22 protein-coding genes are annotated in these 19,738 nt (G+C 71.5%); 15 read left to right on the top strand and 7 right to left on the bottom strand.

The features are described from left to right. Window positions 1-18 precede the first annotated feature (18 nt). The 4 genes from HNR00_RS03980 to HNR00_RS03965 all read left to right on the top strand — a co-directional run bounded on the left by HNR00_RS03980 (window position 19) and on the right by HNR00_RS03965 (window position 2,398). On the top strand, window positions 19-357 hold the full coding sequence (locus HNR00_RS03980; RefSeq protein WP_183565228.1) for a hypothetical protein: 339 nt from the start codon (window positions 19-21) through the stop codon (window positions 355-357). Between the two features lie 136 nt (window positions 358-493). After that, window positions 494-871 (top strand): restriction endonuclease, encoded by a 378-nt coding sequence (locus HNR00_RS03975; RefSeq protein WP_183565225.1) that lies wholly within the window; start codon window positions 494-496, stop codon window positions 869-871. A gap of 115 nt (window positions 872-986) precedes the next feature. Continuing rightward, window positions 987-2,123 carry an acyltransferase family protein gene (locus HNR00_RS03970; protein ID WP_183565222.1) on the top strand — a complete coding sequence of 379 codons (1,137 nt, stop codon included), beginning with the start codon at window positions 987-989 and terminating at the stop codon, window positions 2,121-2,123. A gap of 59 nt (window positions 2,124-2,182) precedes the next feature. Further along, window positions 2,183-2,398 (top strand): DUF3606 domain-containing protein, encoded by a 216-nt coding sequence (locus tag HNR00_RS03965; protein WP_183565486.1) that lies wholly within the window; start codon window positions 2,183-2,185, stop codon window positions 2,396-2,398. Between the two features lie 111 nt (window positions 2,399-2,509). Here the strand turns inward: HNR00_RS03965 and HNR00_RS03960 are convergent, their stop codons facing one another. From HNR00_RS03960 to HNR00_RS03945, 4 genes are all read right to left on the bottom strand, one after another. Continuing rightward, entirely contained in the window at window positions 2,510-3,724 is a 1,215-nt protein-coding gene (locus HNR00_RS03960; RefSeq protein ID WP_183565219.1) for a DUF2778 domain-containing protein, read from the bottom strand. Window positions 3,725-4,219: 495 nt separating this feature from the next. Then, entirely contained in the window at window positions 4,220-4,600 is a 381-nt protein-coding gene (locus tag HNR00_RS03955; protein WP_183565216.1) for an exopolysaccharide production protein YjbE, read from the bottom strand. Between the two features lie 475 nt (window positions 4,601-5,075). Then, window positions 5,076-5,969, bottom strand: coding sequence for a hypothetical protein (locus tag HNR00_RS03950; RefSeq protein WP_183565213.1), 894 nt, complete (start codon window positions 5,967-5,969; stop codon window positions 5,076-5,078). A 307-nt stretch (window positions 5,970-6,276) separates the two neighbouring features. Then, a complete protein-coding gene (locus tag HNR00_RS03945) occupies window positions 6,277-7,023 on the bottom strand; it encodes a YebC/PmpR family DNA-binding transcriptional regulator (RefSeq protein ID WP_183565210.1) in 747 nt (248 codons plus the stop codon). Between the two features lie 257 nt (window positions 7,024-7,280). Here HNR00_RS03945 and rpmG point away from each other — a divergent pair, with 257 nt between their 5' ends. From rpmG to HNR00_RS03920, 5 genes are all read left to right on the top strand, one after another. Next, on the top strand, window positions 7,281-7,448 hold the full coding sequence (gene rpmG / locus HNR00_RS03940; protein WP_003602581.1) for a 50S ribosomal protein L33: 168 nt from the start codon (window positions 7,281-7,283) through the stop codon (window positions 7,446-7,448). A gap of 141 nt (window positions 7,449-7,589) precedes the next feature. Then, complete coding sequence (locus HNR00_RS03935; RefSeq protein ID WP_183565207.1) at window positions 7,590-7,958, top strand: DUF4440 domain-containing protein; 369 nt, start codon at window positions 7,590-7,592, stop codon at window positions 7,956-7,958. A 105-nt stretch (window positions 7,959-8,063) separates the two neighbouring features. Continuing rightward, window positions 8,064-8,246 (top strand): hypothetical protein, encoded by a 183-nt coding sequence (locus tag HNR00_RS03930; RefSeq protein ID WP_183565204.1) that lies wholly within the window; start codon window positions 8,064-8,066, stop codon window positions 8,244-8,246. 117 nt (window positions 8,247-8,363) lie between these two features. After that, on the top strand, window positions 8,364-10,745 hold the full coding sequence (locus HNR00_RS03925) for an Orn/Lys/Arg family decarboxylase (protein WP_183565201.1): 2,382 nt from the start codon (window positions 8,364-8,366) through the stop codon (window positions 10,743-10,745). Next, window positions 10,745-11,356, top strand: a complete 612-nt coding sequence (locus HNR00_RS03920; RefSeq protein ID WP_183565197.1) for a GNAT family N-acetyltransferase — start codon at window positions 10,745-10,747, stop codon at window positions 11,354-11,356. Before HNR00_RS03925 ends, HNR00_RS03920 begins: the two co-directional genes overlap by 1 nt. A 1-nt stretch (window position 11,357) precedes the next feature. Here HNR00_RS03920 and gspG read toward each other — a convergent pair whose 3' ends face one another. After that, entirely contained in the window at window positions 11,358-11,801 is a 444-nt protein-coding gene (gene gspG / locus HNR00_RS03915; RefSeq protein WP_183565195.1) for a type II secretion system major pseudopilin GspG, read from the bottom strand. 175 nt (window positions 11,802-11,976) lie between these two features. On the opposite strand from gspG, the gene HNR00_RS03910 reads away from it, so the two are divergent. Then, window positions 11,977-12,825, top strand: a complete 849-nt coding sequence (locus HNR00_RS03910) for a hypothetical protein (protein WP_183565192.1) — start codon at window positions 11,977-11,979, stop codon at window positions 12,823-12,825. Beyond that, complete coding sequence (locus tag HNR00_RS03905; RefSeq protein ID WP_183565190.1) at window positions 12,822-13,298, top strand: prepilin peptidase; 477 nt, start codon at window positions 12,822-12,824, stop codon at window positions 13,296-13,298. Before HNR00_RS03910 ends, HNR00_RS03905 begins: the two co-directional genes overlap by 4 nt. A 322-nt stretch (window positions 13,299-13,620) precedes the next feature. Here the strand turns inward: HNR00_RS03905 and HNR00_RS03900 are convergent, their stop codons facing one another. Next, window positions 13,621-14,835, bottom strand: a complete 1,215-nt coding sequence (locus HNR00_RS03900) for a type II secretion system F family protein (protein WP_183565187.1) — start codon at window positions 14,833-14,835, stop codon at window positions 13,621-13,623. Then, entirely contained in the window at window positions 14,835-16,565 is a 1,731-nt protein-coding gene (locus HNR00_RS03895) for a GspE/PulE family protein (protein ID WP_183565184.1), read from the bottom strand. The genes HNR00_RS03900 and HNR00_RS03895 overlap by 1 nt, the downstream gene beginning before the upstream one ends. 137 nt (window positions 16,566-16,702) lie before the next feature. On the opposite strand from HNR00_RS03895, the gene HNR00_RS03890 reads away from it, so the two are divergent. The 4 genes from HNR00_RS03890 (at window position 16,703) to HNR00_RS03875 (ending at window position 19,725) form a co-directional block, all read left to right on the top strand. Then, window positions 16,703-17,776, top strand: coding sequence for a hypothetical protein (locus tag HNR00_RS03890; protein ID WP_183565181.1), 1,074 nt, complete (start codon window positions 16,703-16,705; stop codon window positions 17,774-17,776). Further along, a complete protein-coding gene (locus tag HNR00_RS03885) occupies window positions 17,773-18,327 on the top strand; it encodes a GspMb/PilO family protein (RefSeq protein ID WP_183565179.1) in 555 nt (184 codons plus the stop codon). The genes HNR00_RS03890 and HNR00_RS03885 overlap by 4 nt, the downstream gene beginning before the upstream one ends. Further along, window positions 18,324-18,812, top strand: a complete 489-nt coding sequence (locus tag HNR00_RS03880; RefSeq protein ID WP_183565176.1) for a hypothetical protein — start codon at window positions 18,324-18,326, stop codon at window positions 18,810-18,812. Before HNR00_RS03885 ends, HNR00_RS03880 begins: the two co-directional genes overlap by 4 nt. An 88-nt stretch (window positions 18,813-18,900) precedes the next feature. After that, the gene (locus HNR00_RS03875) at window positions 18,901-19,725 is read left to right on the top strand and encodes an isocitrate lyase/PEP mutase family protein (RefSeq protein ID WP_210306274.1); all 825 of its coding nucleotides are present in this window, start codon (window positions 18,901-18,903) and stop codon (window positions 19,723-19,725) included. The last annotated feature ends 13 nt before the right edge of the window (window positions 19,726-19,738 follow it).

Genomic DNA, 19,738 nt, shown 5'->3' with positions numbered 1-19,738 from the left:
CGTCGAGGCGCGAACCCGATGGCCGAACCGAGCCCCTCCCCGGACCGGCTCGCCGAAGTGTCCCGGCTGGCCGGCGAACTGGCCGACCAGATCCTGCTGGAGAGCATGATCGGCGCGCCCTCGGCCACGAAGGTCACGGCGCTCGGCGAGGCCGTCGATCTGCTGGAGGATTGCCGGCACCCGATCCCCGACCTCGTGACCGACGTGCTGAGCCGGCTCCACGCCCGGCCCCCGCTTCCCGACGCGCCGACGCCTCCCGCGGGCGGCGCGCCCGACGGCGGGCTCGACGAGGCCGAGGCGATGCGCGGGCGCAGCCGCTTCATCCCCCGCTTCCTCCGCTCCCTGCGGGGCCCTTGATCCCCGGAACATCGCGCGAGCCTCGGCCCCGTCGAAGAGATTGCCGCGGCCCCGTGACGCGAACGTCCCGGCTCCGCCTCGGGCGACAACGGACCGTCCCCTCGCTATCCTCCACGCAGCGGAAGGAAGCGGACACTTGGTGGGACGACGGGTCCGGCGCTGGCGCGACGACGATCCCGACACGCACGGGCCGAAGCCCGAGGCTCTGCCGGTCTGCCCGCTCTGCGAGCGCCCGATCCCGCGTCACGCCCGCCAGAGCCTTCACCATCTCACGCCGAAGCTGAAGGGCGGCGCCCGCGGTGCGACCGTACGGCTGCACCAAATCTGCCACTCGGCGATCCATGCCCGCTACAGCGAGGCCGAGATCGCCCGGCGGCTGGCGGAAGTGGAGGCTCTCCGGGTCGATCCCGAGATCGCCCGCTTCCTCGAATGGGTGGCGACCAAGCCTGACGACTTCCATGCGCCGACGCGGCAGACCCGCACGCGCCGCGGCGAGGGCCGGGCGCGTCGATGAGGCGATTACCCGGTCGTTAACCGGTTCAAAAGGTTTCCCCCGGTCGTCGAGGCCGGGTTAACCGCGGGGCGGCCAGGGTCGGGGTTCATCGCCCGATCAGGAGGCCCTGATTCCCATGGCCGGCACCACGCACCCCCTCCACCCGCATCCCGAAGAGGCAGCCCGGCTCGCCTGGGTCGATGTCGCCAAGGGCCTGTGCATCCTCCTCGTGGTGATGATGCACTCCACCCTCGGCACCGGCGAGGCGATGGGCGGCGAGGGCTTCCTGCACACGGTCGTGGCCTTCGCCAAGCCGTTCCGCATCCCCGATTTCTTTCTGCTCTCGGGCCTGTTCCTCGGCCGCGTCATCGACCGCGACTGGCGCCTGTTCGCCGACCGGCGCGTGGTCCACTTCGCCTATTTCTACGGCCTGTGGGTGCTGATCCAGTCGGTGTTCAAGGCCGGCCTCATCACCGCCGACGCGGTCGGGACCGGGGGCAAGCTCGCCGCCTTCGGTCTGCATCTGGCCGAGGCCCTGGTGGTGCCGTACTCGACGCTGTGGTTCGTCTACCTGCTCGCCGTGTTCTCGGTGGTGACGAAACTCCTGCACCGCCGGGTGCCGCCGCTCGTCGTGCTCGCCGTGGCCGCCCTGCTGCAGATGCTGCCGACCGCCGGCTGGCCGCTCCTGATCGAGGAATTCTGCGGCCGCTACGTCTACTTCTTCGGCGGCTACCTCTTCGCCGAGTGGATCTTTCGGTTCGCCGACCGGGTGCGGGCGCGCATCGGCCTCGCCCTCGTCGGCCTCGCCGTCTGGGCCGTGGTGGAGGCCGTGCTGGTCTTCACGCCGACCGGGTTCCCGGAGCACCCCTCCCTCGCCGGCCTGCCCGGCGTGAGCCTTGCGCTCGGCACCGTCGGGGCGCTCGCCATCGTGGCCTTCGCCAGCCTGATGACCCGCGCGGGCGGGCCGGTGACGGCGGCGCTCCGCGCCTGCGGCCAGCGCTCCATCGTGATCTATCTCGGCTTCTTCCTGCCGATGGCGTTCACCCGCACGCTGATCGCCAAGTCGGGCGTCGCGATCGATATCGGGCTCGCCAGCCTGATCGTGACGGTCGTCGCCGTCACCGTGCCGCTGGCCTTCGAGCGGCTGGTGCGCGGCACCCGGTTGGACGTGCTGTTCCGGCGCCCGGCCGCCTTCCACATCGCCCCCGCGCCGGCCGCCCCGCGCCGGGCTGTCCCCGGCCTCGCCCGTCCGGAACCGGCCCCCGCCCCCTGACGGTTTCCCTCCCGAATGCGCCCGGATCCTCCGGGCGATCAGCGAGCGGCGGGATGGAAATGGCGGGCGAGCAGAGCGGCGTCGATGGCGATCCGAGCGGCGACCCCGCGACGGTGGTGCTGAAGCAGCCGCGCGACCGCGCCTACTGGGCGCGCCGCCTCGAGGTTCCGGTCGAGCAGGTCCAAGCGGCGGTCGAGGCGGTCGGCCCCGACCCGGCGCAGGTGGCCGCCCATCTCGGCAAGCCCTGGCCCTACGAGGCCAGCGGCATCGTCTGAGCCGTCGAACCGAAACTCGAGAATCGTCTTGGATCTCGGATCCAGGACGATTCTCTAAGCTTTTGTGCCGCATCGGCCCGAAAGCCGGCATCCACCTTTCGGGCCGATGCTCTAGTTCCCGTCGGCGGCCGAGGCCGAGCGGCGGGTGCCGCGGCGGCTGGCGAAGATGCCCGGCGCGGTGCCCGGCACGACGACGATGCGCCGGACCTCGCCGCGCAGATAGGCCCGCAGGAAGCGGTCGTAGTGCTTGAACACGACGCAGCCGTTCGAGGCGCCGCTCGGGCCCAGCATGTAGGTGTGGGCCAAGATGCCGTCGCGCCCGTGGATCGCCGCGGAACCGCCGACCGGATTGAGGCGGATCGCCCGCACGCCGTGGAACGGCGCCTCGCGCTCGCGCAGATCGTAGACGCCCGGCGGGGTCGCGCCGCGCATGCGCAGATGGACGTAATCGGGATTGTCCTGCGCGACGCCGAGTCCGGAATGGGCCTCCAGCACCTCGCCGCCCGGCAGCGTCACGGTGGCCGCGCTGATGTCGTAGACGGCCACGCCAGGCTCGGCCACCGGTCCCGGCACCAGCCGGCGACGGGCGGCCGATTCCGCCGCCCCGCTCTCCAGCCCGGCATAGGCCATCGCGGGGCCGGACGCGGACGAGGATGACGGGGCGGAATCGCCCCCGAACAGCTTCTCGAAGAACGAGCGGTTGTCGGTGACCGCGGCGCTGAACACCTGACGGGTCGATTCTCGGGCCTGCCGGCTCGTCCCGCGCGGGAGCGGCGTCGAAAGCCGCGCGGTCTGCTCGCGCGGTTCGTAGCGGAATTCGGCCGGGCGGCGTACCGGCAGCGGCACGGTGAGGGCGAGGCGCGCGGCGCCGACCCGAGCGGCCGGGGCGGGTGCGGGCGAGACGGCTTCCGGAGAAGCGACGGTGTCGGGCGCGAGCGCGGCCAGTTGCGTCGCGGGCGCAAGAGACTCGGGTGCAAGAGACGCCGGCGCAAGAGACGCGGGCGCCCGGAAGGCGGCGACCCGCGCGGTCGACGGCGCCGCGAAGCCGGAGGCGCCGGTCTCGAAGGTCGGGTTCGGATCGAGCATCCAGGCGAGATCGCCCTCAGCGGGGGGCTCCGCCGGCCCGGCGGCGAAGTCACCTGCCTCGGCGGCCTGTATCGCCGGAACGGCGTCGGAGGGGCCGGTCGCGGGCGCTTCCCCCTGCCGCAGCAGGCCGGCCAGGGCGAGCCCGCTCAACGCGGTCAGCGCGAGGATCGCCACGGGCGGCCCGCGGCGGCGGCGGATGGGCCGGGCGTGCTGGCCCTGGACGAGCGCGGCGATGTCCATGCGGGGATACTCGGCAACGCGGGGGTCCCGCACGGCCGCCCGCCCCCGCCCGCGGATGCCGCGGGTGAGGCCCGGGAGGGCTCCGCCGTCAGGAGAGGACTTTCGTTTAAGCCACGGTCATTGAACGGGAACTTGGTTAATGACGGCTAAAGGCGCGGCGGACTTTCCGAACCAGACCGGTGGCGCGGCCGGGCACCGCCACCGGCCGAGGCGAACGGCTCCGATCGGCCGGCCTTGACCTGTTCGCACGCCGTCATCAGGAAGCGCGAGGTCCGAACGTCGTTGCGCGCGCGATCGTCCGGTCGAAACGGTTGTCGCGCATCGCTTCGCCCTCCCAGGCCGACGGCCGCGATCGACGACTATGCGAAGCTCCACGGCAACGACGGTGAGGGCGCACAAACCCCTTCCCTGCCGACATGAGAAAGCCCCCGCACCGCAGGGTGCGAGGGCTCATCCGACCGGTCCCGCCCCGAAGCGGGGCGCGGCGATCAGGGATCAGCAGTCGTTGCCGCCCTTTTCGCCGAGCTTCTGATCGGCGCCGGCGGCGTTCATGGCGCCGACGGTGCCCGGCGAGGCCGGCTGGTCGCCGCCCGCCTTGTTCTTGGCCGAGGCGGTCTGGTCCGAGCCGGGCTTGTCGCCCACGCCCTGACCGGCGCCGACATTGTTCATCGCGCCGACGGTACCTGGCGAGGCCGGCTGCTGGCCGCCCGCGAGGTTCTTCGAGCCCGCATCGGCGCCGGCGGCGGTGCTGCTGTTGGACGGGGAATTCTGGTCCGGTGCCTTGGCGGTGCTGCCGGTGTTGCAGGGTGCGGCGAAGGCGGAGCCGGCCATGAAGGCGAGGGCAGTGGCAGCGGCAAGGGTCTTCGTGAGCGTCACGATGCTTTCCTCCGGGATTGTCTGGCCGGTCTGGCAACCGGTCTGACCGAGAAAAGCGATTAAGGAAAATTAAGTTCCGAATTATCCCGAGACAAAATTGATTTTCTCGATTCAGATCGCTGCCCTGGAGCGACTTTCAGCGCAGCGACGATCGGTTTCACTCGGATAGACTGCGTCAAAACAGCATGCATCCGCCCGACGTCCCGATGCGACCGGGCCGGGCAGAGATCGGGCCAATACCAGGCTGCATGGATCAGGACCGATGGTCCTGCTCCCATGCGTCCGGCGGCCGACTGCCGCCGCGCGGGCCATCGGCGATGCGTCATGGTCGTCGCCGATCGGTATGAACCGTCGGGTCGTCGACCGTCGCGGCGGCGAGGCCCGACGGTTCTGCCCCCGAAACCGGCCGACCGGCAGGATGTTTCCGAATCCGCCCCGAGTTTTTTGGCCGAGATCGGCCGCCCGGCAGCGATCTTCAGGCAGGCGCGTCGGCCTCGGCGTCCTGCGGGGCCGGCGCCCGGTCGAGGAACTCGGCCACGCCCCGCGAGAATTCCGGCGTGCGCAGGTAGCCGTAGGACTTGTGCCGGTTGCGGCCGCCGCGCGGACGGCGATAGCCGTTGATCACCGGGCAATCGACGACGCCGACCCCGTCCGCGTTCGGCGCGTAGGACTCGGCGAGATCGGCACCGACGGTCGCCACGTCGTCGCGGTCGCCGAGATTGGTCCAGCGTGCCACCGCCGCCGGAACCCGCAGGTCGCCGTGCTCGGCCGCGAGCCGGTGCTTGATCTCGGCCAAGCCCAGCGGCGAGCCCAGGGTGAAGAAATGCGCCACGCGCGGCAGCGGCCCCTGGCGCTCGGCGAGACGCAGCACGTCGTAGGCGATGAGCCCGCCCATCGAATGCGCGGCGAGCAGGAGGCGGCGGCCCGCGTGGCGTTCCAGCACCGCGCGCAGGCGGTCGCGGGCGTCGGCGCGGAAGGCCGCGTCCTTGTGGTAGCCCCACAGGTCGTCGAGGCGGTACTCGATGAAGGCGTCATCGAGGGCGAGGCTGCCGGTCTTCTCCTGCATCCATTCGAGGATGCGGTAGAACCGGTCGGTCACCGTCGGTCCCGGCGGCGTGCCGTTCGGGCTCGGGAACGGGCCCCGGCCGCGGTCCGGAACATAGGGCTCGCGGTTGCGCTCGGAACGCAGCGGCGCGTCGTAGCGCAGGTCGGCCCAGTAGACGAACTCGAACGGCACGTCCGGCGGCGCGCGCCCGAGATTGCGCCGCAGGCCCTCCTCGATCGCCTGACGCCACCACGTCTGCTTCTCCTCCCGGGGCGGCTTGTTGGCGAGGCCGTGGATGCCGAGGATGACGGGAGCGTCGTGCATCGTGGGGAGAGGCGAGACCTTCGAGCGCGCCGAGTCGAGTCGACGGTCGCAGGAGATAGCGCGCGGGCCGGAAAGGCGCCGCGCGACAAATTGCGCACCATCTTATGGTGTGGGGCGGTGCCTTGGCGGAGGACGCTCCGGGCTCTCAGCCCACCCCCGTCATTCCGGGGCCGCGCAGCGGAACCCGGAATCCACCCGTGATGCGGGATGCCCGGTTGAAATTGCGCCGTCGAGCCCAGTCGTGGATTCTGGGTTCGCTCAATCAGCGCCCCGGAATGACGGCGATGGATTTTGACAAAGAACGCGCTCAGGCGCCCATCTTCTCCATCAGCGCCTCGGACAGCGTGAAGTTGACGTAGACGTTCTGGACGTCGTCCTGGTCCTCGATCACCTCGACGAGGCGGATCAGCTTCTCGCCGGTCTCGTCGTCGACATCGATCGCGTTCTGGGCCTTCCAGATCAGGCCGGTGCGGCGCGGCTCGCCGAAGCGGGCCTCCAACGCCTTCGAGACCTCGCCGTAGGCGTCCTGGGCGCAGGTGACCTCGTGGCCGTCCGCGTCCGAGCGCACGTCGTCGGCGCCGGCCTCGATCGCGGCCTCCACCATCGCGTCGGCGTCGGCGACCTCGGGCGCGAAGGCGATCACGCCGACGCGGTCGAACAGGAAGGCCACCGCGCCGGTCTCGGCGAGGCTGCCGCCGGACTTGGTGAAGGCCGAGCGCACGTCGGAGGCCGTACGGTTGCGGTTGTCGGTCTGCGCCTCGACGATCAGCGCGGCGCCGCCGGGGCCGTAGCCCTCGTAGCGGATCTCCTCGTAGTTCTCGCCCTCGCCCCCGGTCGCCTTCTTGATGGCGCGCTCGATGTTGTCCTTGGGCATGTTCTCGGCCCGCGCGGCGAGCACGGCGGCGCGCAGGCGCGGGTTCATCGCCGGATCGGGGGTGCCGAGCTTGGCCGCCACCGTGATCTCTCGGGCGAGCTTGCTGAACAGCTTCGAGCGGACCGCATCGACGCGGCCCTTGCGGTGCATGATGTTCTTGAACTGGGAATGCCCGGCCATGGCGGGACCTTTTCTCGTTCGCCGGGGCGGAGGGCTCCCGTCGGCCGGGATCCTCGACGCCGCGCGCGGCAGGTGTGTCGAAGGCGCCGCTTATAGGCCGCGTGCCGGTTCCGAAGCAACGCGTTGGCTTGACGAACCGACGCCTGTCGGGCATTCACCCCGCGGAATTCGGCCGGGGTGTCCCGGCCTTTTGCGTTTCGCGTGGGCGCCGCCACGATCGCGAATCGTGTCCGACAACCCGATTGGGAGCGCCAGCCATGGCTAAGGCCGTCACCGTCAAGATCCGCCTCGTCTCGACCGCCGACACGGGCTACTTCTACGTCACCAAGAAGAACTCCCGCACGCAGACCGAGAAGATGGTCATGAAGAAGTATGACCCGGTCGCGCGCAAGCACGTCGAGTTCAAGGAAGCCAAGATCAAGTAAGTTTTTTCGCTTACTCGATCACTACGCCTTTTGAGAAGCCGTCCCGAGCCTCGGGGCGGCTTCTTTGCGTTTATCGCCGCACCCGGAACGATCGGCTCGGATCGATCTTCTCCCGTGACGCCTCTGGTACGGGAGAGAACCGTGGACGATGATCGCGTCTGGTCGTTCGAGAAGAGTCTGTGGGAGGGCGGCGCCGACCGCTACCGGGACCTCGTCGACGACGAGTGCCTGATGGCCCTGCCGCATCCGCCCTACGTGCTCGGCGGCGCCGAGGCGATCGCGGCGGTGGCCGACACCCCGCGCTGGGAGCAGGTCGCCATCGAGGACGGTCGCATCGCCCGGCCGCAGGAGGGCCTGATCGTCATCGCCTACGGCGTGAAGGCCTCGCGCGGGGCCGAGACCTACGAGGCGCACTGCACCTCGACCTATCGCCGCCTGTCGCACGAGGAATGGCGGGTGGTGCAGCACCAGCAGACCCCGCGCATCGCCGTTCCCTCGCAGGACGGATAGGTACTGCAAAAAAGTCGACCGGCCCACGGAACCATTCCGGTCGTCGCGCCGCGAGCGACGATCCGCGCCATGCCCGCGCAAGCGAGGCGGCGTAGGATCGTCCCCATGAGCACGCTGCCCGCACACCTCTTCCCCCTCGGCATCGGTCTGGCGATCGCCTCCGCCGGCACCATCCTCGAACGGGTCGGCTACGAGCACCCGTTCGAGACGAGCCTCGGCGCGGCGCTGCTCGCCGCAGGGGTGACGCTGTTCCTGCGCTCCACCACCTCCTGGCTCCAGCTCGACTGACGCGCTCCCGAGCGAGCGATGTGACGCAGCCGGCTACGGATAGGCACCGGCTGTCATCGAATCGTCGCGGATGGACCGGAAAGGCTGGGCTCGACCCTCGCGAGGAGAGCCCGGTCCATGGACTTCCACCGCCGTTTCACCGTGCTGATGTGCACGCCCCACTTCGAACCCGGCGACCTCGAAGGGGCGCGGGTCGAGCAGATCGTGGCGGCGGTCGAGCAGCGGGGCTTCGAGGTGGTGCGGGCGCGGCGCGTCGAGGACGCCTCCATCGCGGTCCAGACCGACTCGGCGGTCGGCTGCCTCGTGGTCGATTGGGGCAAGCGCGGCCTGGAGGGCAAGGCCGCCGCCCTCATCGACATGATGCGAAAGCGCGGCCTGGAGATGCCGATCGTCATCATGGTCCGCCGCAAGCGGCTGGAGGACATTCCGGTCGAACTCCTCGACTTCATCGACGGCTATATCTTCCTCGCCGAGGAGACCCCGGAATTCATCGCCCGCGGCCTCGTCTCCCGCGTGACGCAGTACGCCGACACGCTGAAGACCCCGTTCTTCGGTGCGCTGGTCGACTACGCCGAGGAGGGCAACCAGCTCTGGACCTGCCCCGGCCACAACGGCGGCATCTTCTACAATCGCTCCCCCATCGGCCGCATCTTCGTCGAGCATCTGGGCGAGGCGATCTTTCGCGACGACCTCGACAACTCGGTGCTCGATCTCGGCGACCTGCTGACCCACGAGGGCCCGGCGCTGAAGGCGCAGAAGGAGGCCGCGGCGATCTTCGGCGCGGAGAAGACCTACTTCGTCCTCAACGGCACCTCGGCCTCGAACAAGGTCGTGCTGGGCTCGCTGGTGGCCGAGGACGACCTCGTCCTGTTCGACCGCAACAACCACAAGGCCGCCCATCACGGCGCCCTGCTGCTCGCCGGCGGCATCCCGATCTTTCTGGAGACCGACCGCAATGCCTACGGTCTGATCGGCCCGATCTACCACGAGGCGCTCGACGAGGAGCGCATCCGCGAAAAGATCCGGAACAACCCGCTGGTGAAGGACAAGGAGGCGTGGCGGAAAGAACGTCCGTTCCGCTGCGCCGTGATCGAGCAATGCACCTACGACGGCACGATCTACGACGCGCAAAGCATCGTGGAGCGGATCGGGCACCTGTGCGACTACATCCTGTTCGACGAGGCCTGGGCGGGCTTCATGAAGTTCCACCCGCTCTACGTCCGCCGCTTCGCCATGGGCCTGACCGGGCTCGACGAGACCTCGCCGGGCATCATCGCCACCCAATCGACCCACAAGCAGTTGGCGAGCTTCTCCCAGGCCTCGCAGATCCACACCCGCGACGGCCATATCCGCGGCCAGACCCGGCGCGTCGAGCACAAGCGGCTCAACGAGAGCTTCCTGGTGCATGCCTCGACATCGCCGTTCTACCCGATCTTCGCCTCGCTCGATGTCGGCGCGCAGATGATGAAGGGCCGCTCCGGCGTCGTCCTGTGGGACGACACGATCCGGCTCGGCATCGAGTGGCGCAAGAAGGCGCGGGCCATCCGCAAGGAGTTCGAGGAGCGCGAGGCCGATCCGAAGCGGCGCTGGTTCTTCGACCCCTTCGTGCCCGACATGGTGGCCGGCCCCGACGGCGGAGAGACGCCGTGGGAATCGATCCCGACCGACGTCCTCGCCTCGGATGCCCGCTACTGGGAGCTGACGCCGGGCGCGTCCTGGCACGGTTTCACCCACGTGGGGCCCGAAGTCGGGCCGTCCCATCGCGACGGCGGTCAGCCGGGCTTCGCCATCACCGATCCGAACAAGCTCACCATCCTGACCCCCGGCTTCGACCGGAAGACCGGCGCCTATGCCGAGCACGGCGTGCCCGCGCCGATCGTGGCGCAATACCTGCGTGAGAACCGGATCGTGCCGGAGAAGAACGATCTGAACTCGCTGCTCTTCCTGCTGACGCCGGGCGTCGAATCCTCGAAGGCCGGCACCCTGATCTCGGGGCTCGTCGCCTTCAAGCGGCTGCACGACGACAACGTGCTGCTGGAGGAGGCGATGCCGGAATTCGTCCGCGCCCGGCCCAAGCGCTACCGGGGCGTGCGCCTGCGCGACCTGTGCGCCGACTACCACACCTTCCACCGGGAATCCGGCACCTCGGCGCTCCAGCGCAAGCAGTTCATGCCCGAGCACCTGCCCGAGATGGTGATGCCCCCGAAGGCCGCCGCGCAGATGCTGACGCGGAACAAGGTCGATTACGTGCCGATCGCGGAAGCGGAAGGGCGCATCGCCACCACCCTGATGCTGGTCTATCCGCCCGGCATCGGCACCGTGCTGCCGGGGGAGCGGCTGGACGAGCGGGCCAAGCCCATGCTCGACTACTTCAAGATGTTCGAGGCGGCCTCGAACCTGTTCCCCGGCTTCGAGGCCGAGATCCAGGGCGTCTACCGCGAGGCCGATCCGGACGGGCGCATCCGCTTCCACACCTACGTGCTGCGCGAGGGGGCCTGATGGCGGAAGGAGCGCTCGCGGAGCGGGCCTGCCCGGCCCACTGGCCGGACATCGTGATCCGGCCCTCGTCGGATGCCGACGTGCCGGCGATGATCGCGATCTACGAGCGCCACATCCGCCGCGGCGTCGGCGATACCGGCGGCTTCGAGGAGGAGCGCCTGCTCCCCGACGATCTGAAGCGGCGGCGCAAGAACATGCGCAGCAAGCGCCTGCCCCATCTCGTCGCCGAGCGCGAGGGCCAAGTGGCGGGCTACGCCTACGCCGTGCCGTTCCGCAAGCGCCCGGCCTACCGCTTCACCCTCAAGCACTCGATCTACGTCCACCCCGACCACCTGCACGCCGGGATCGGCCGGCGCCTGCTCCCGGCGCTGATCGAGGCCTGCGCGGCGGGCGGCTACCGGCAGATGATCGGCTACATCGACGCGAAGAACGAGGCGTCCTTGCGCCTGCACGAGGCCTGCGGGTTCGCCCGCGTCGGCTACCTGCCGGCCATCGGCTACAAGTACGGGCGCTGGAGCGACAGCGTCATGGTCCAGTGCCCGCTGGGCTCCGGTGCCGACGACCAGCCCCCCGACTGGCGGCGGCCGGACGCCGTCCGCCCGTCGGAGTAGATCAGTTGCTCGCCAGGTCGGTGGCGTCGTCCGAGCCGCCGATCTTCATGTCGCTGCCGAGCGAGTAGATCTCGTAGGGTTTGCCGCCCGAGCCGGGCGAGCGGTAGAGGTAGGGCTGGTTCCACGGGTCGATCAGGCCGCGGGCGTCGCGCAGGTACGGGCCGCGCCACGTCGCGCCCGTGGACTGGACCAGCGCCTGGAGCCCCTGCTGCGCCGTCGGATAAGTGCCCAGGTCGAGGTAGTACAGCTCGACCGCCTGGGCGATGTTCTTGACCTGGATGCGGGCGGTGTCGCCCCGCGCCTTGCCGAGATAGCCGAGCACCTGCGGCGTCACCATCGTGGCGATCATGCCGATGATCGCCAGCACCACCAGAAGCTCGACCAGCGAGAAGCCGGCCTGCCGCGCCTCGATCCGTGTCTCGTCCTGAACCGCGTCGTCCGTCATCGTCGCCACCTGTGGTCTGTCCGGCGGCCAGGATCGCCGCGAGTCCCGAACAAGACCTGACCGGGACGGTGGGGACCGCCCGCCGTCCCGCACTTCTTTTGATGTTTGTTATCGGAATCCTGCCACGCTCCCGGACGATCCGGCGGGCCTCGTCCCGCTCCTGCGGGAAGCACTCATGGCCGCGGCCAGCTCTCAGCCCCTCAAGGCGGCCTCGCTCGTCCTGATCCTGACGGTGCTGCTCGGCATCGCGCCGGCCGCCGGCGACACGCTCCCGAAAGTCCTGAGCCTGCCCCTGCCGGCGCCGCTCCCGCCGATCCGGCTGCTCACCCTCCTGGTCGGGCTCCACCTGATCGGGCTGTGCTTCGGGCTGGGCGGCGCGACCATGCTCGATTTCTGGATCCTGCGCTGGATGCGCTGGGGCGGCCTGCCGCCGGAGATCGCCCGCACCTTCCTGTTCGTCAGCAAGGTCGTCTCGGTCGGCATCGCGCTGCTCTGGCTCTCCGGCCTCGGCTTCCTCGCCGTCTACGCCGTCGAGTCGCCCGAGAAGCTCGGCAATCCCAAGCTCCTAGCCAAGGTCGTCATCGTGCTGGTGCTGACCGTCAACGGCCTGCTGATCCACGCCCTCGTGCTGCCGAGCGTGCTGCGCGACGTGAGCCGGCCGATGTTCGAGGGCGTGTCGCACCTCAGCACCGCGATCTTCCTCGTCTCCGGGGCGGTCTCCGGCGTGTCGTGGTACGCCGCCTTCGCGCTGGGGCTGATGCGCGAGCTGAACGGGCGCGTCCCCGCCGGCCTCCTGCTCGCCCTCTGGCTGGCGGCGGTCGTGATCGCCTCCGTCGGCGCCTTCGCCTTCTGGCAATCCCTGCTCGCCCGCAGCGCCCGCGGCGGGATGGTCGGCCCGTCCCCGGATTCGCGCCCGCTCGATTTCGGCGACGCGCCCCCTCCGCCGCCGCATCCGATGAGGGCCGTGCCGATGACCTTCACCCAGGTGCCGGCCCACCGCATCGTCCCGCTCGGCCGGCGATGATCCTCGATCCCGGTTCGCTGACGCTGGCCGCCCTGCCGCTGCCGATCACGCTCGCCGTGAGCGTGATCGACGGGCGCCGCCGGATCATCCCCGATCCGCTCAACCTGCTCCTCCTCGCTTCAGGCCTCGCCGTCGCGACGCTGCGCGAGCCGGATCCGGCGACCCTTGCCGCATGCCTCGCACAAGCCGCGATGGCGTTCGGACTGCTCTGGGCCCTGCGCGCCCTCTACACCCGGCTGCGCGGCCGCACCGGGCTCGGGCTGGGCGACGTGAAGTTCGTCGGCGCCGCCACCGCCTGGATCGGGCTGACCGGACTGCCGTTCCTGATCCTGATCGCCAGCACGACGGCGCTGGCCGCCCTCGCCCTGGCCGCGCTCGCGGGCCGGCAGATCACGCGGGAATTTCGGCTGCCGTTCGGGCCGTTCCTGGCGGTCGGGCTGCACGCGGCGCTGCTCGCCGGGCACATCCCCTGAAAACCCCGGGCTCCGCCCGGACCCGCCAAAGGGATGTATCCCTTTGGAATCTCGTTAGATTGGTTCCGTTTGACCGCGTCGGTCGGGCGCGCATCCCCTCGCCCCGCTGTGCGGGGAGAGGGCCGCGACGACCTCGTCGTCGGCGCGGCGAGCCGGCAGGCGAAGGTGAGGGGGCTTCGACGGAAGAGGCTCCACCGGAACCGCCCCCTCACCGCCGCTTCGCTTCCTGCATGGACGACAAGGTCCATGCAGGCCTCTCCCCGCGTGCGGGGAGAGGGGGGACCCAACGGGCTCCGAAGCGATCAGCCGGAAGCGTATGCGGTCACTGCGCCAACTGCCCCACGCTCGTGATCGCGCCCATCACCGAGATGATCAGCCCGCCGATCAGCCCGCCGACCGTCACCGTCACCAGCGGAGTCATCAGCGCGAGCAGGCGGTCGATGCGCTGGCGCGTCTGGGTCTCGTGCATCTCGGCGGCGTGGATCAGCACCGGCCCGAGGCGGTTCACCTGCTCGCCGCTGGCGATGAGGTTGAGCGTCGAGGGCGCGTGCGCCTTCAGGCTCGACAGGCCGGTGGCGAGGCTCGCCCCCTCGGTCAGCCGCCGGCCCGCCTCGTCGAGGGCCGTGCGGAACACGCGGTTGCCCGCGAGCGGGCGGGTGGCCGCCACCGCGTCGGGGATCGGCACCTGCGCGGTCAGCAGCGTGCCGAGCACCCGGCAGATGCGCCCGAGCTCGATCCCGACCACGATCTCCCGCACCAGCGGCACCCGCAGCGCGAAGCGGCCACGGGCCGCCGCGAAGGCCGGGTTCGGCCACAACCTGACGAGGGCGAGCGCCAAGAGCCCGCCCCCGCCGACGAGCCAGGGCCAGCCCGCGCTCACGGCGTGGCCGAGCGCCCCCGCCGCGCGGATCGCGAAGGGCGGCTCCCGGCCCGTGCCGTCGAACAGAGGCGCCAGGGCCGGCACCAGCACCACGACGATCATCACCAGCGTGCCGATCGCCATCAGCACCAGCAGCGCCGGGTAGATCATCGCCGAGGCGAGGTGGCGGCGCACCGCGTCGCGCCGCTCGATCGAGCCCGTCAGCGAGCCGATCACGTCGACGAGCGTCCCCGTCGCCTCGCCCGCGCGCACGATGTCGACCATGTCGGCGGGAAACGCCTGGGGATGCGCCGCCATCGCCCGCGACAGCGAGGCGCCGGCCACGACGCGCTCCAGGATGTCGGCGAGGATCGGCTTGAGCGCCGCCGAGGATTGCCGCTCCACGAGCCGCAGCGCCCGGTCGACGGTGAGCCCGGCGCCCACCAGCGTGCCGAACTCCCTGAGGAAGGCGATCCGGGCGGCGTCGTTGACCCGGTCGCGCCCGAACAGGTCGCGGCTCCAGAACGGTGCCGGCCCCATCGCGGCGGCCTCGATGGCGAAGACCTGCAGCCCATCGGCGCGCAACTGCGCCACCGCGCGCTGGCGGCTGTCGGCCTCGATCTTCCCCGAGCGGGCGCGCCCGTCCGCGGCATAGGCCTGATAGGCGAAGCGGGGCATCAGAGTTGACCCTCCAGCACGCGGCCGACCTCGTCGAGGGTGGTGTCGCCCGAAATCACCCGCGCCCGGCCGCTCTCGACGAGGCTCGCCATCCCGGCCTCGCGGGCGCTTTTCGTGATCGCCCCCTCCCCCGCCCCGTCCGCGATGAGCGCGCGCAGGGCGGGGTCGAGCGGCATGATCTCGGACACGACCATGCGGCCGCGGTATCCGGTGCCGTTGCAGGCGGGGCAGCCGCGGGCGCGCTTGAGGGTGAGGGGCTGGGACGCCGGCACGGCGAGGCGCAGCCGCTCCTGATCGGTCGCGGGCTCCGGCGTGGCGCAGGCCCCGCACAGCCGCCGCACGAGGCGCTGGGCCACCACGCCGTTCAGCGTCGCGGCGATGAGGTAGGGCTCGACGCCCATGTCCATCAGCCGGGTCACGGTGGCCGGCGCCGAGTTGGTGTGCAGCGTCGAGATGACGAGATGGCCCGTGAGCGAGGCCTGCACGGCGATGCGCGCGGTCTCGCCGTCGCGGATCTCGCCGACCATCACCACGTCCGGGTCCTGGCGCAGGATCGAGCGGAGCGCGGCCGAGAAGTCGAGCCCGATCCCGGCATGGGCCTGGACTTGGTTGACGCCCGCCATCCGGTACTCGATCGGGTCCTCGACGGTGACGACCTTGAGATGCGGGCCGTTGATCCGCCGGAGCGCCGCGTAGAGCGTCGTGGTTTTCCCTGACCCGGTCGGGCCGGTGACGAGGACGAGGCCGTTGGGCTTGCCCGTCATCGCCGCGATGCGGGCAATCGCCGGCGCGTCGAAGCCGAGGGACGAAAAATCCTCGACCCGGCGCGAGCCGTCGAGCACGCGCAGCACCACGCTCTCGCCGTGGGCGGTGGGCAGGGTCGAGACGCGGATGTCGACGTCCTGGCCGCGGTCGGGCGCCTTCATGCGCCCGTCCTGCGGCAGGCGCCGCTCGGCGATGTTGAGGCCGGCCTGGATCTTGATGCGGGTGGTGAGCGCGAGCTGCACGGATTTCGGCAGCCGCTCGGCCTCCACCAGCACGCCGTCCACGCGGTAGCGCACCCGCATGTCGGTCTCCTCCGCCTCCAGATGGATGTCGGAGGCCGTCAGCTCGAAGGCCTTTCGCACGAGGCGGGCGGCCAGTCTGACGATCGGCGCTTGGCTCGCCACGTCGGCGAGCCGGCTCAGGTCGTCGTCGGCCCCACCCTCGTCCTCGCCCGCGGCATCGCCGTAGAGGGCGCGGTGCGCCCGCTCGAAGCTGCCGGGGCCGACGAGGCGGCAGGTGACGGGGCGGTCGGTCAGGTGTTCGAGTGCGGCCGGAATCTCGGGATCGAACGCATCGACCACAGCCACGACGAGGCCGTCGCCGTCCTCGGCGAGCGGCAGCACGCGGGCGCGGGCGCAGTAATCGGCACAGATGGTCTCGGGGAGAACGGGGGCGGCCGGGAGGTCCTCGTCCTGGAGGACCGCGAGCCCGGTCGCCTCGGCGAGCGCATCGACCAGCGCCGCCTCGTGGACGAGGCCGAGTTCGGTCAGGAGCACCGGCAGCGGCCGGCGGCCCGGCAGGTCGAGGGCGGCCAGCGCCCGCTCGAATCCCGCCGCGTCGAGCAGGCCGGCGGCCATGAGGGACTCGACGAAGGCGCGGGGCGCGTCGAGCCGATCGCGGGCTCCGCCGCGCCGGTCGGGCCGCACCCGCTGCGGCCGGCTCTTCGATCCCCAGACGCTCAGCATTCCCGGATCGCCCCCGCGCGCACTCCGCGGGTCGGCGTTCGGACAAGCCCCGCGCGGGCGTCGCGCCCCTTAAGCCGACGTAAACACCGGGAGGCTTAACAACTCCTCCCATCGACGTTGCCGGAGCACCTGCCCGCGTGAATGCCATGGACGCCCATCCGGTCGGCGCGCGGCCTGCGCGCAAGGCCGTGCTGCGCGAGAGCCTCGACACGACCGCCTACCTGCTCGGCCTGAGCGAGGTGCGGGCCGACCGCGCGCCGGGCCTCCTGACGATTCGCCTCGGCCCTCCGGCCGAGCCGGGCCTGACCCTGATCGACCGGCGCGGGCAGACGCCCCTGGTCCAGCGTCTCGACGCGGCGGACGACCTGACGGCGCGCCTCGCGGCGATCCGCGCCGGGCAAGCCGGGGTGCGGGCCAAGATCCTGGTCGATCCGGCCCGCTGCTTCATGCGCACCCTCACCCTGCCGAGCGCGGCCCTGCCGCGGATGCGCGCGGTGCTGGCGCAGGAACTGGAGGCGGCGACGCCCTTCCGCGCGGCGGGCGTGCACAGCGACTGGTACGTCGAGGGCGAGGATGCCGCCGCTCGGAGCCTGCGGGTGCGCCACGTCGTGGTGAAGCGCGCCGTCCTCGATCCGCTACTCGCCGCGCTCGCGGATGCCGGCATCGCCGCCGGACCGGTCACGGTCGGGCCGGACGAGGCGCGGACCATGCCGGTCGATCTCCTCACCGGCGGGCACCGCACGCTGCAGGGGCTCGCCGGCGGCGCCCGCAAGGGCGACCTCGCGCTCATGGCCGGTGCGGCCCTGATGCTGCTCGCCGCCTTCTGGGGCCTTCGCGCCCATCAGGACGCGACGCTGGCCGCCCTCGACGACGCCTTCGCGCAGGCCCGCCGCGCCGCCGGTCCCGCCCTGCCGGCCCCGGTCCAGGCCGGAGCGGCGGCGATCGTTTCGGGACGGGGGCCGCCCTTGGCCAAGACCTGGGACGCCCTCGCTGCGGCCCTCCCGGATTCGGCGTCCGCCGCGGGCCTTCGCCTCGACGCGGACGGCGCGCGGCTCACCGTGCTGACCGCGGACGAGCCGGCCGCGCTCGCGGCTTTGGGGAGCGTGCCGGGCTTCGGCGCGCCGTTCCTGCAGGAAACGGCCGCCGGCCCCGACGGGGCGCGCCGGCTCGTCCTCCTGCTGCCGCGAACCGACCGCGGGGATCGGCCGTGACGCGTCCCCCTCTCCCATCCCTGAGCGTCCTGCCGATCCGTCCCCTGCTCCTCGGCCTCGGCGGGATCGGGCTGATCCTCGGGCTCGCCGCCGGGCCGGTCTCGGGCGCCATCGAGGCGCAGGGGCAGATCGCGGCGGCGCGCGACCACCTCGCCCGGGCGCAGGCCGCCGCCGCCCGCCCGCCGCTTCCCGCCCCGCTCGTCGCGCCGGACGGCGACGCCCTGCTCGCCGCCTTCCGCGGCCGGCTGGAGGGCCTCGCCCTGGGCCGCGCGGTGGTGATCGACTGGGCCGGCCTCGATCCCGATCCGGCCCGGCCGGCCCTGCCGCGCCTGCGGACGAGCCTGCGCGGGACGGCCGACGGCCTGCACGGCCTGCTGCACGCCCTCGAAACCGAGGCGCCGCTCCTGGCCGTCGAGGAGGCGGAACTCGGCATCGCCCGGGCGGCGGACGAGGAAGGCGGCCGGCCGCTGGTGATGCGCGCGAGCCTGACCCTGCGCGGCGTGGTGGTGCCGCCCGCTCCCCCGCCGGACGCCGGAGGCCGCGCCCCGTGAGACCGGCCCTGCCCGCTCTGCCCCCGACCGGCCTGCTGCCGCGCGTCCTGTTCGGCCTCGCGGCGGCGGCGGCGCTCGCGGCCTTCGCTTGGCCGGTGCGGATCGATCCGGCGCCGGAGCCCCCCGCGATCCGCGCCGAACCGCCCGGCGAGGCCGCCCTGCGGCGCCCGCTGTTCGATCCCGGCCGGCGCGAGTGGACGGCGCGGGGCAGCCGCGAGACGGTGGCCGAGGGCGATCCGCCCCGCCCCGTCCTGATCGTGCGCGGCATCCGCCTCGACGGCGCGGCGGCGAGCGCGCTGATCGACGACGGCAGCGGCGACCGCATCTGGCTCAGGACCGGCGAGGGCCGCGCCGACTGGCGCGTCGTCGCCATCGCGGCCGATCACGTCACCGTGGATCAGCGCGGCCGCGCCTTCACCGCCGCCTTCATGGGGCCCCCGGCGACGCTGCGCCCGAAGCCGCTCGACGCGGGCCTGCGGCGGTGAGACGTCTCTCGTAGCGAGAGTCGTGCGTGCTCGGTTCGCGACGACCAAGGGGCCACGCTCCGTGCATGGCTCGACACCACGAGCTTCAATGAAGCGAGTCGGCACCGGCGCAAGCCGGAAGACGGTTGGCCTGAAAACGGGGGATGGGCCGATGCACGGCGTGGCGGAAAAGAGGGCTGCTTTTCGCAAGCTGCACGAAGATGGGTTCTTCCTGCTGCCCAATGCCTGGGATGCCGGCAGCACGGTGCGACTGGCCGGGCTTGGATTCAAGGCGATCGCCTCGACAAGCGCCGGCGCGGCGTGGGCGGCGGGTAAACAGGATGGAGAGCTCGGCCTGGAGGCGGTGCTGGCCCACCTGAAGATGCTGGTTGCCAGCACGCACCTGCCGATCAATGCGGATTTCGAGAACGGCTTCGCCGACCCTCCCGAGGACGTTGCGCGGAACGTCGCCCTGGCGATCGATACGGGTGTCGCCGCCCTGTCGATCGAGGATTGGTCGGGCACCGTCATGTACGAGACGGCCCTGGCGGTCGATCGGATCGCTGCCGCGCGGGCCGCCATCGACGCCATCGATCCGAGCGTTATGCTGATCGGCCGGAACGAGAATTTCCGTGTTCCCGGCATGCCGGCGAGTGCCAGCATCGCGCGTGCCGTCGCCTATGCCGAGGCCGGCGCCGACTGCCTTTTCGTGCCCTTCCTCAGCGATCACGGCGCCGTCGCGGAACTCGTCGCGGCGGTCGCCCCGAAGACCGTCAACGTCGTCGTGCACGACTACGATGACGGGATCCGGGCGCTCGCCGGGCTCGGTGTCCGTCGGTGCAGCGTCGGCGGGAGCCTCGCCAAGAAAACCTGGGCCGCCTTCGATGCCGCCGCCCGGACCTTACGGCACTACGAAACCGGCGGCAGCGCCTGAGGCAGAGGAGCCA

This window comes from Methylorubrum rhodinum (assembly GCF_014199935.1).
In the GTDB taxonomy this organism is placed as follows: domain Bacteria; phylum Pseudomonadota; class Alphaproteobacteria; order Rhizobiales; family Beijerinckiaceae; genus Methylobacterium; species Methylobacterium rhodinum.
This window is presented reverse-complemented; position numbering and strand designations above follow the sequence as displayed.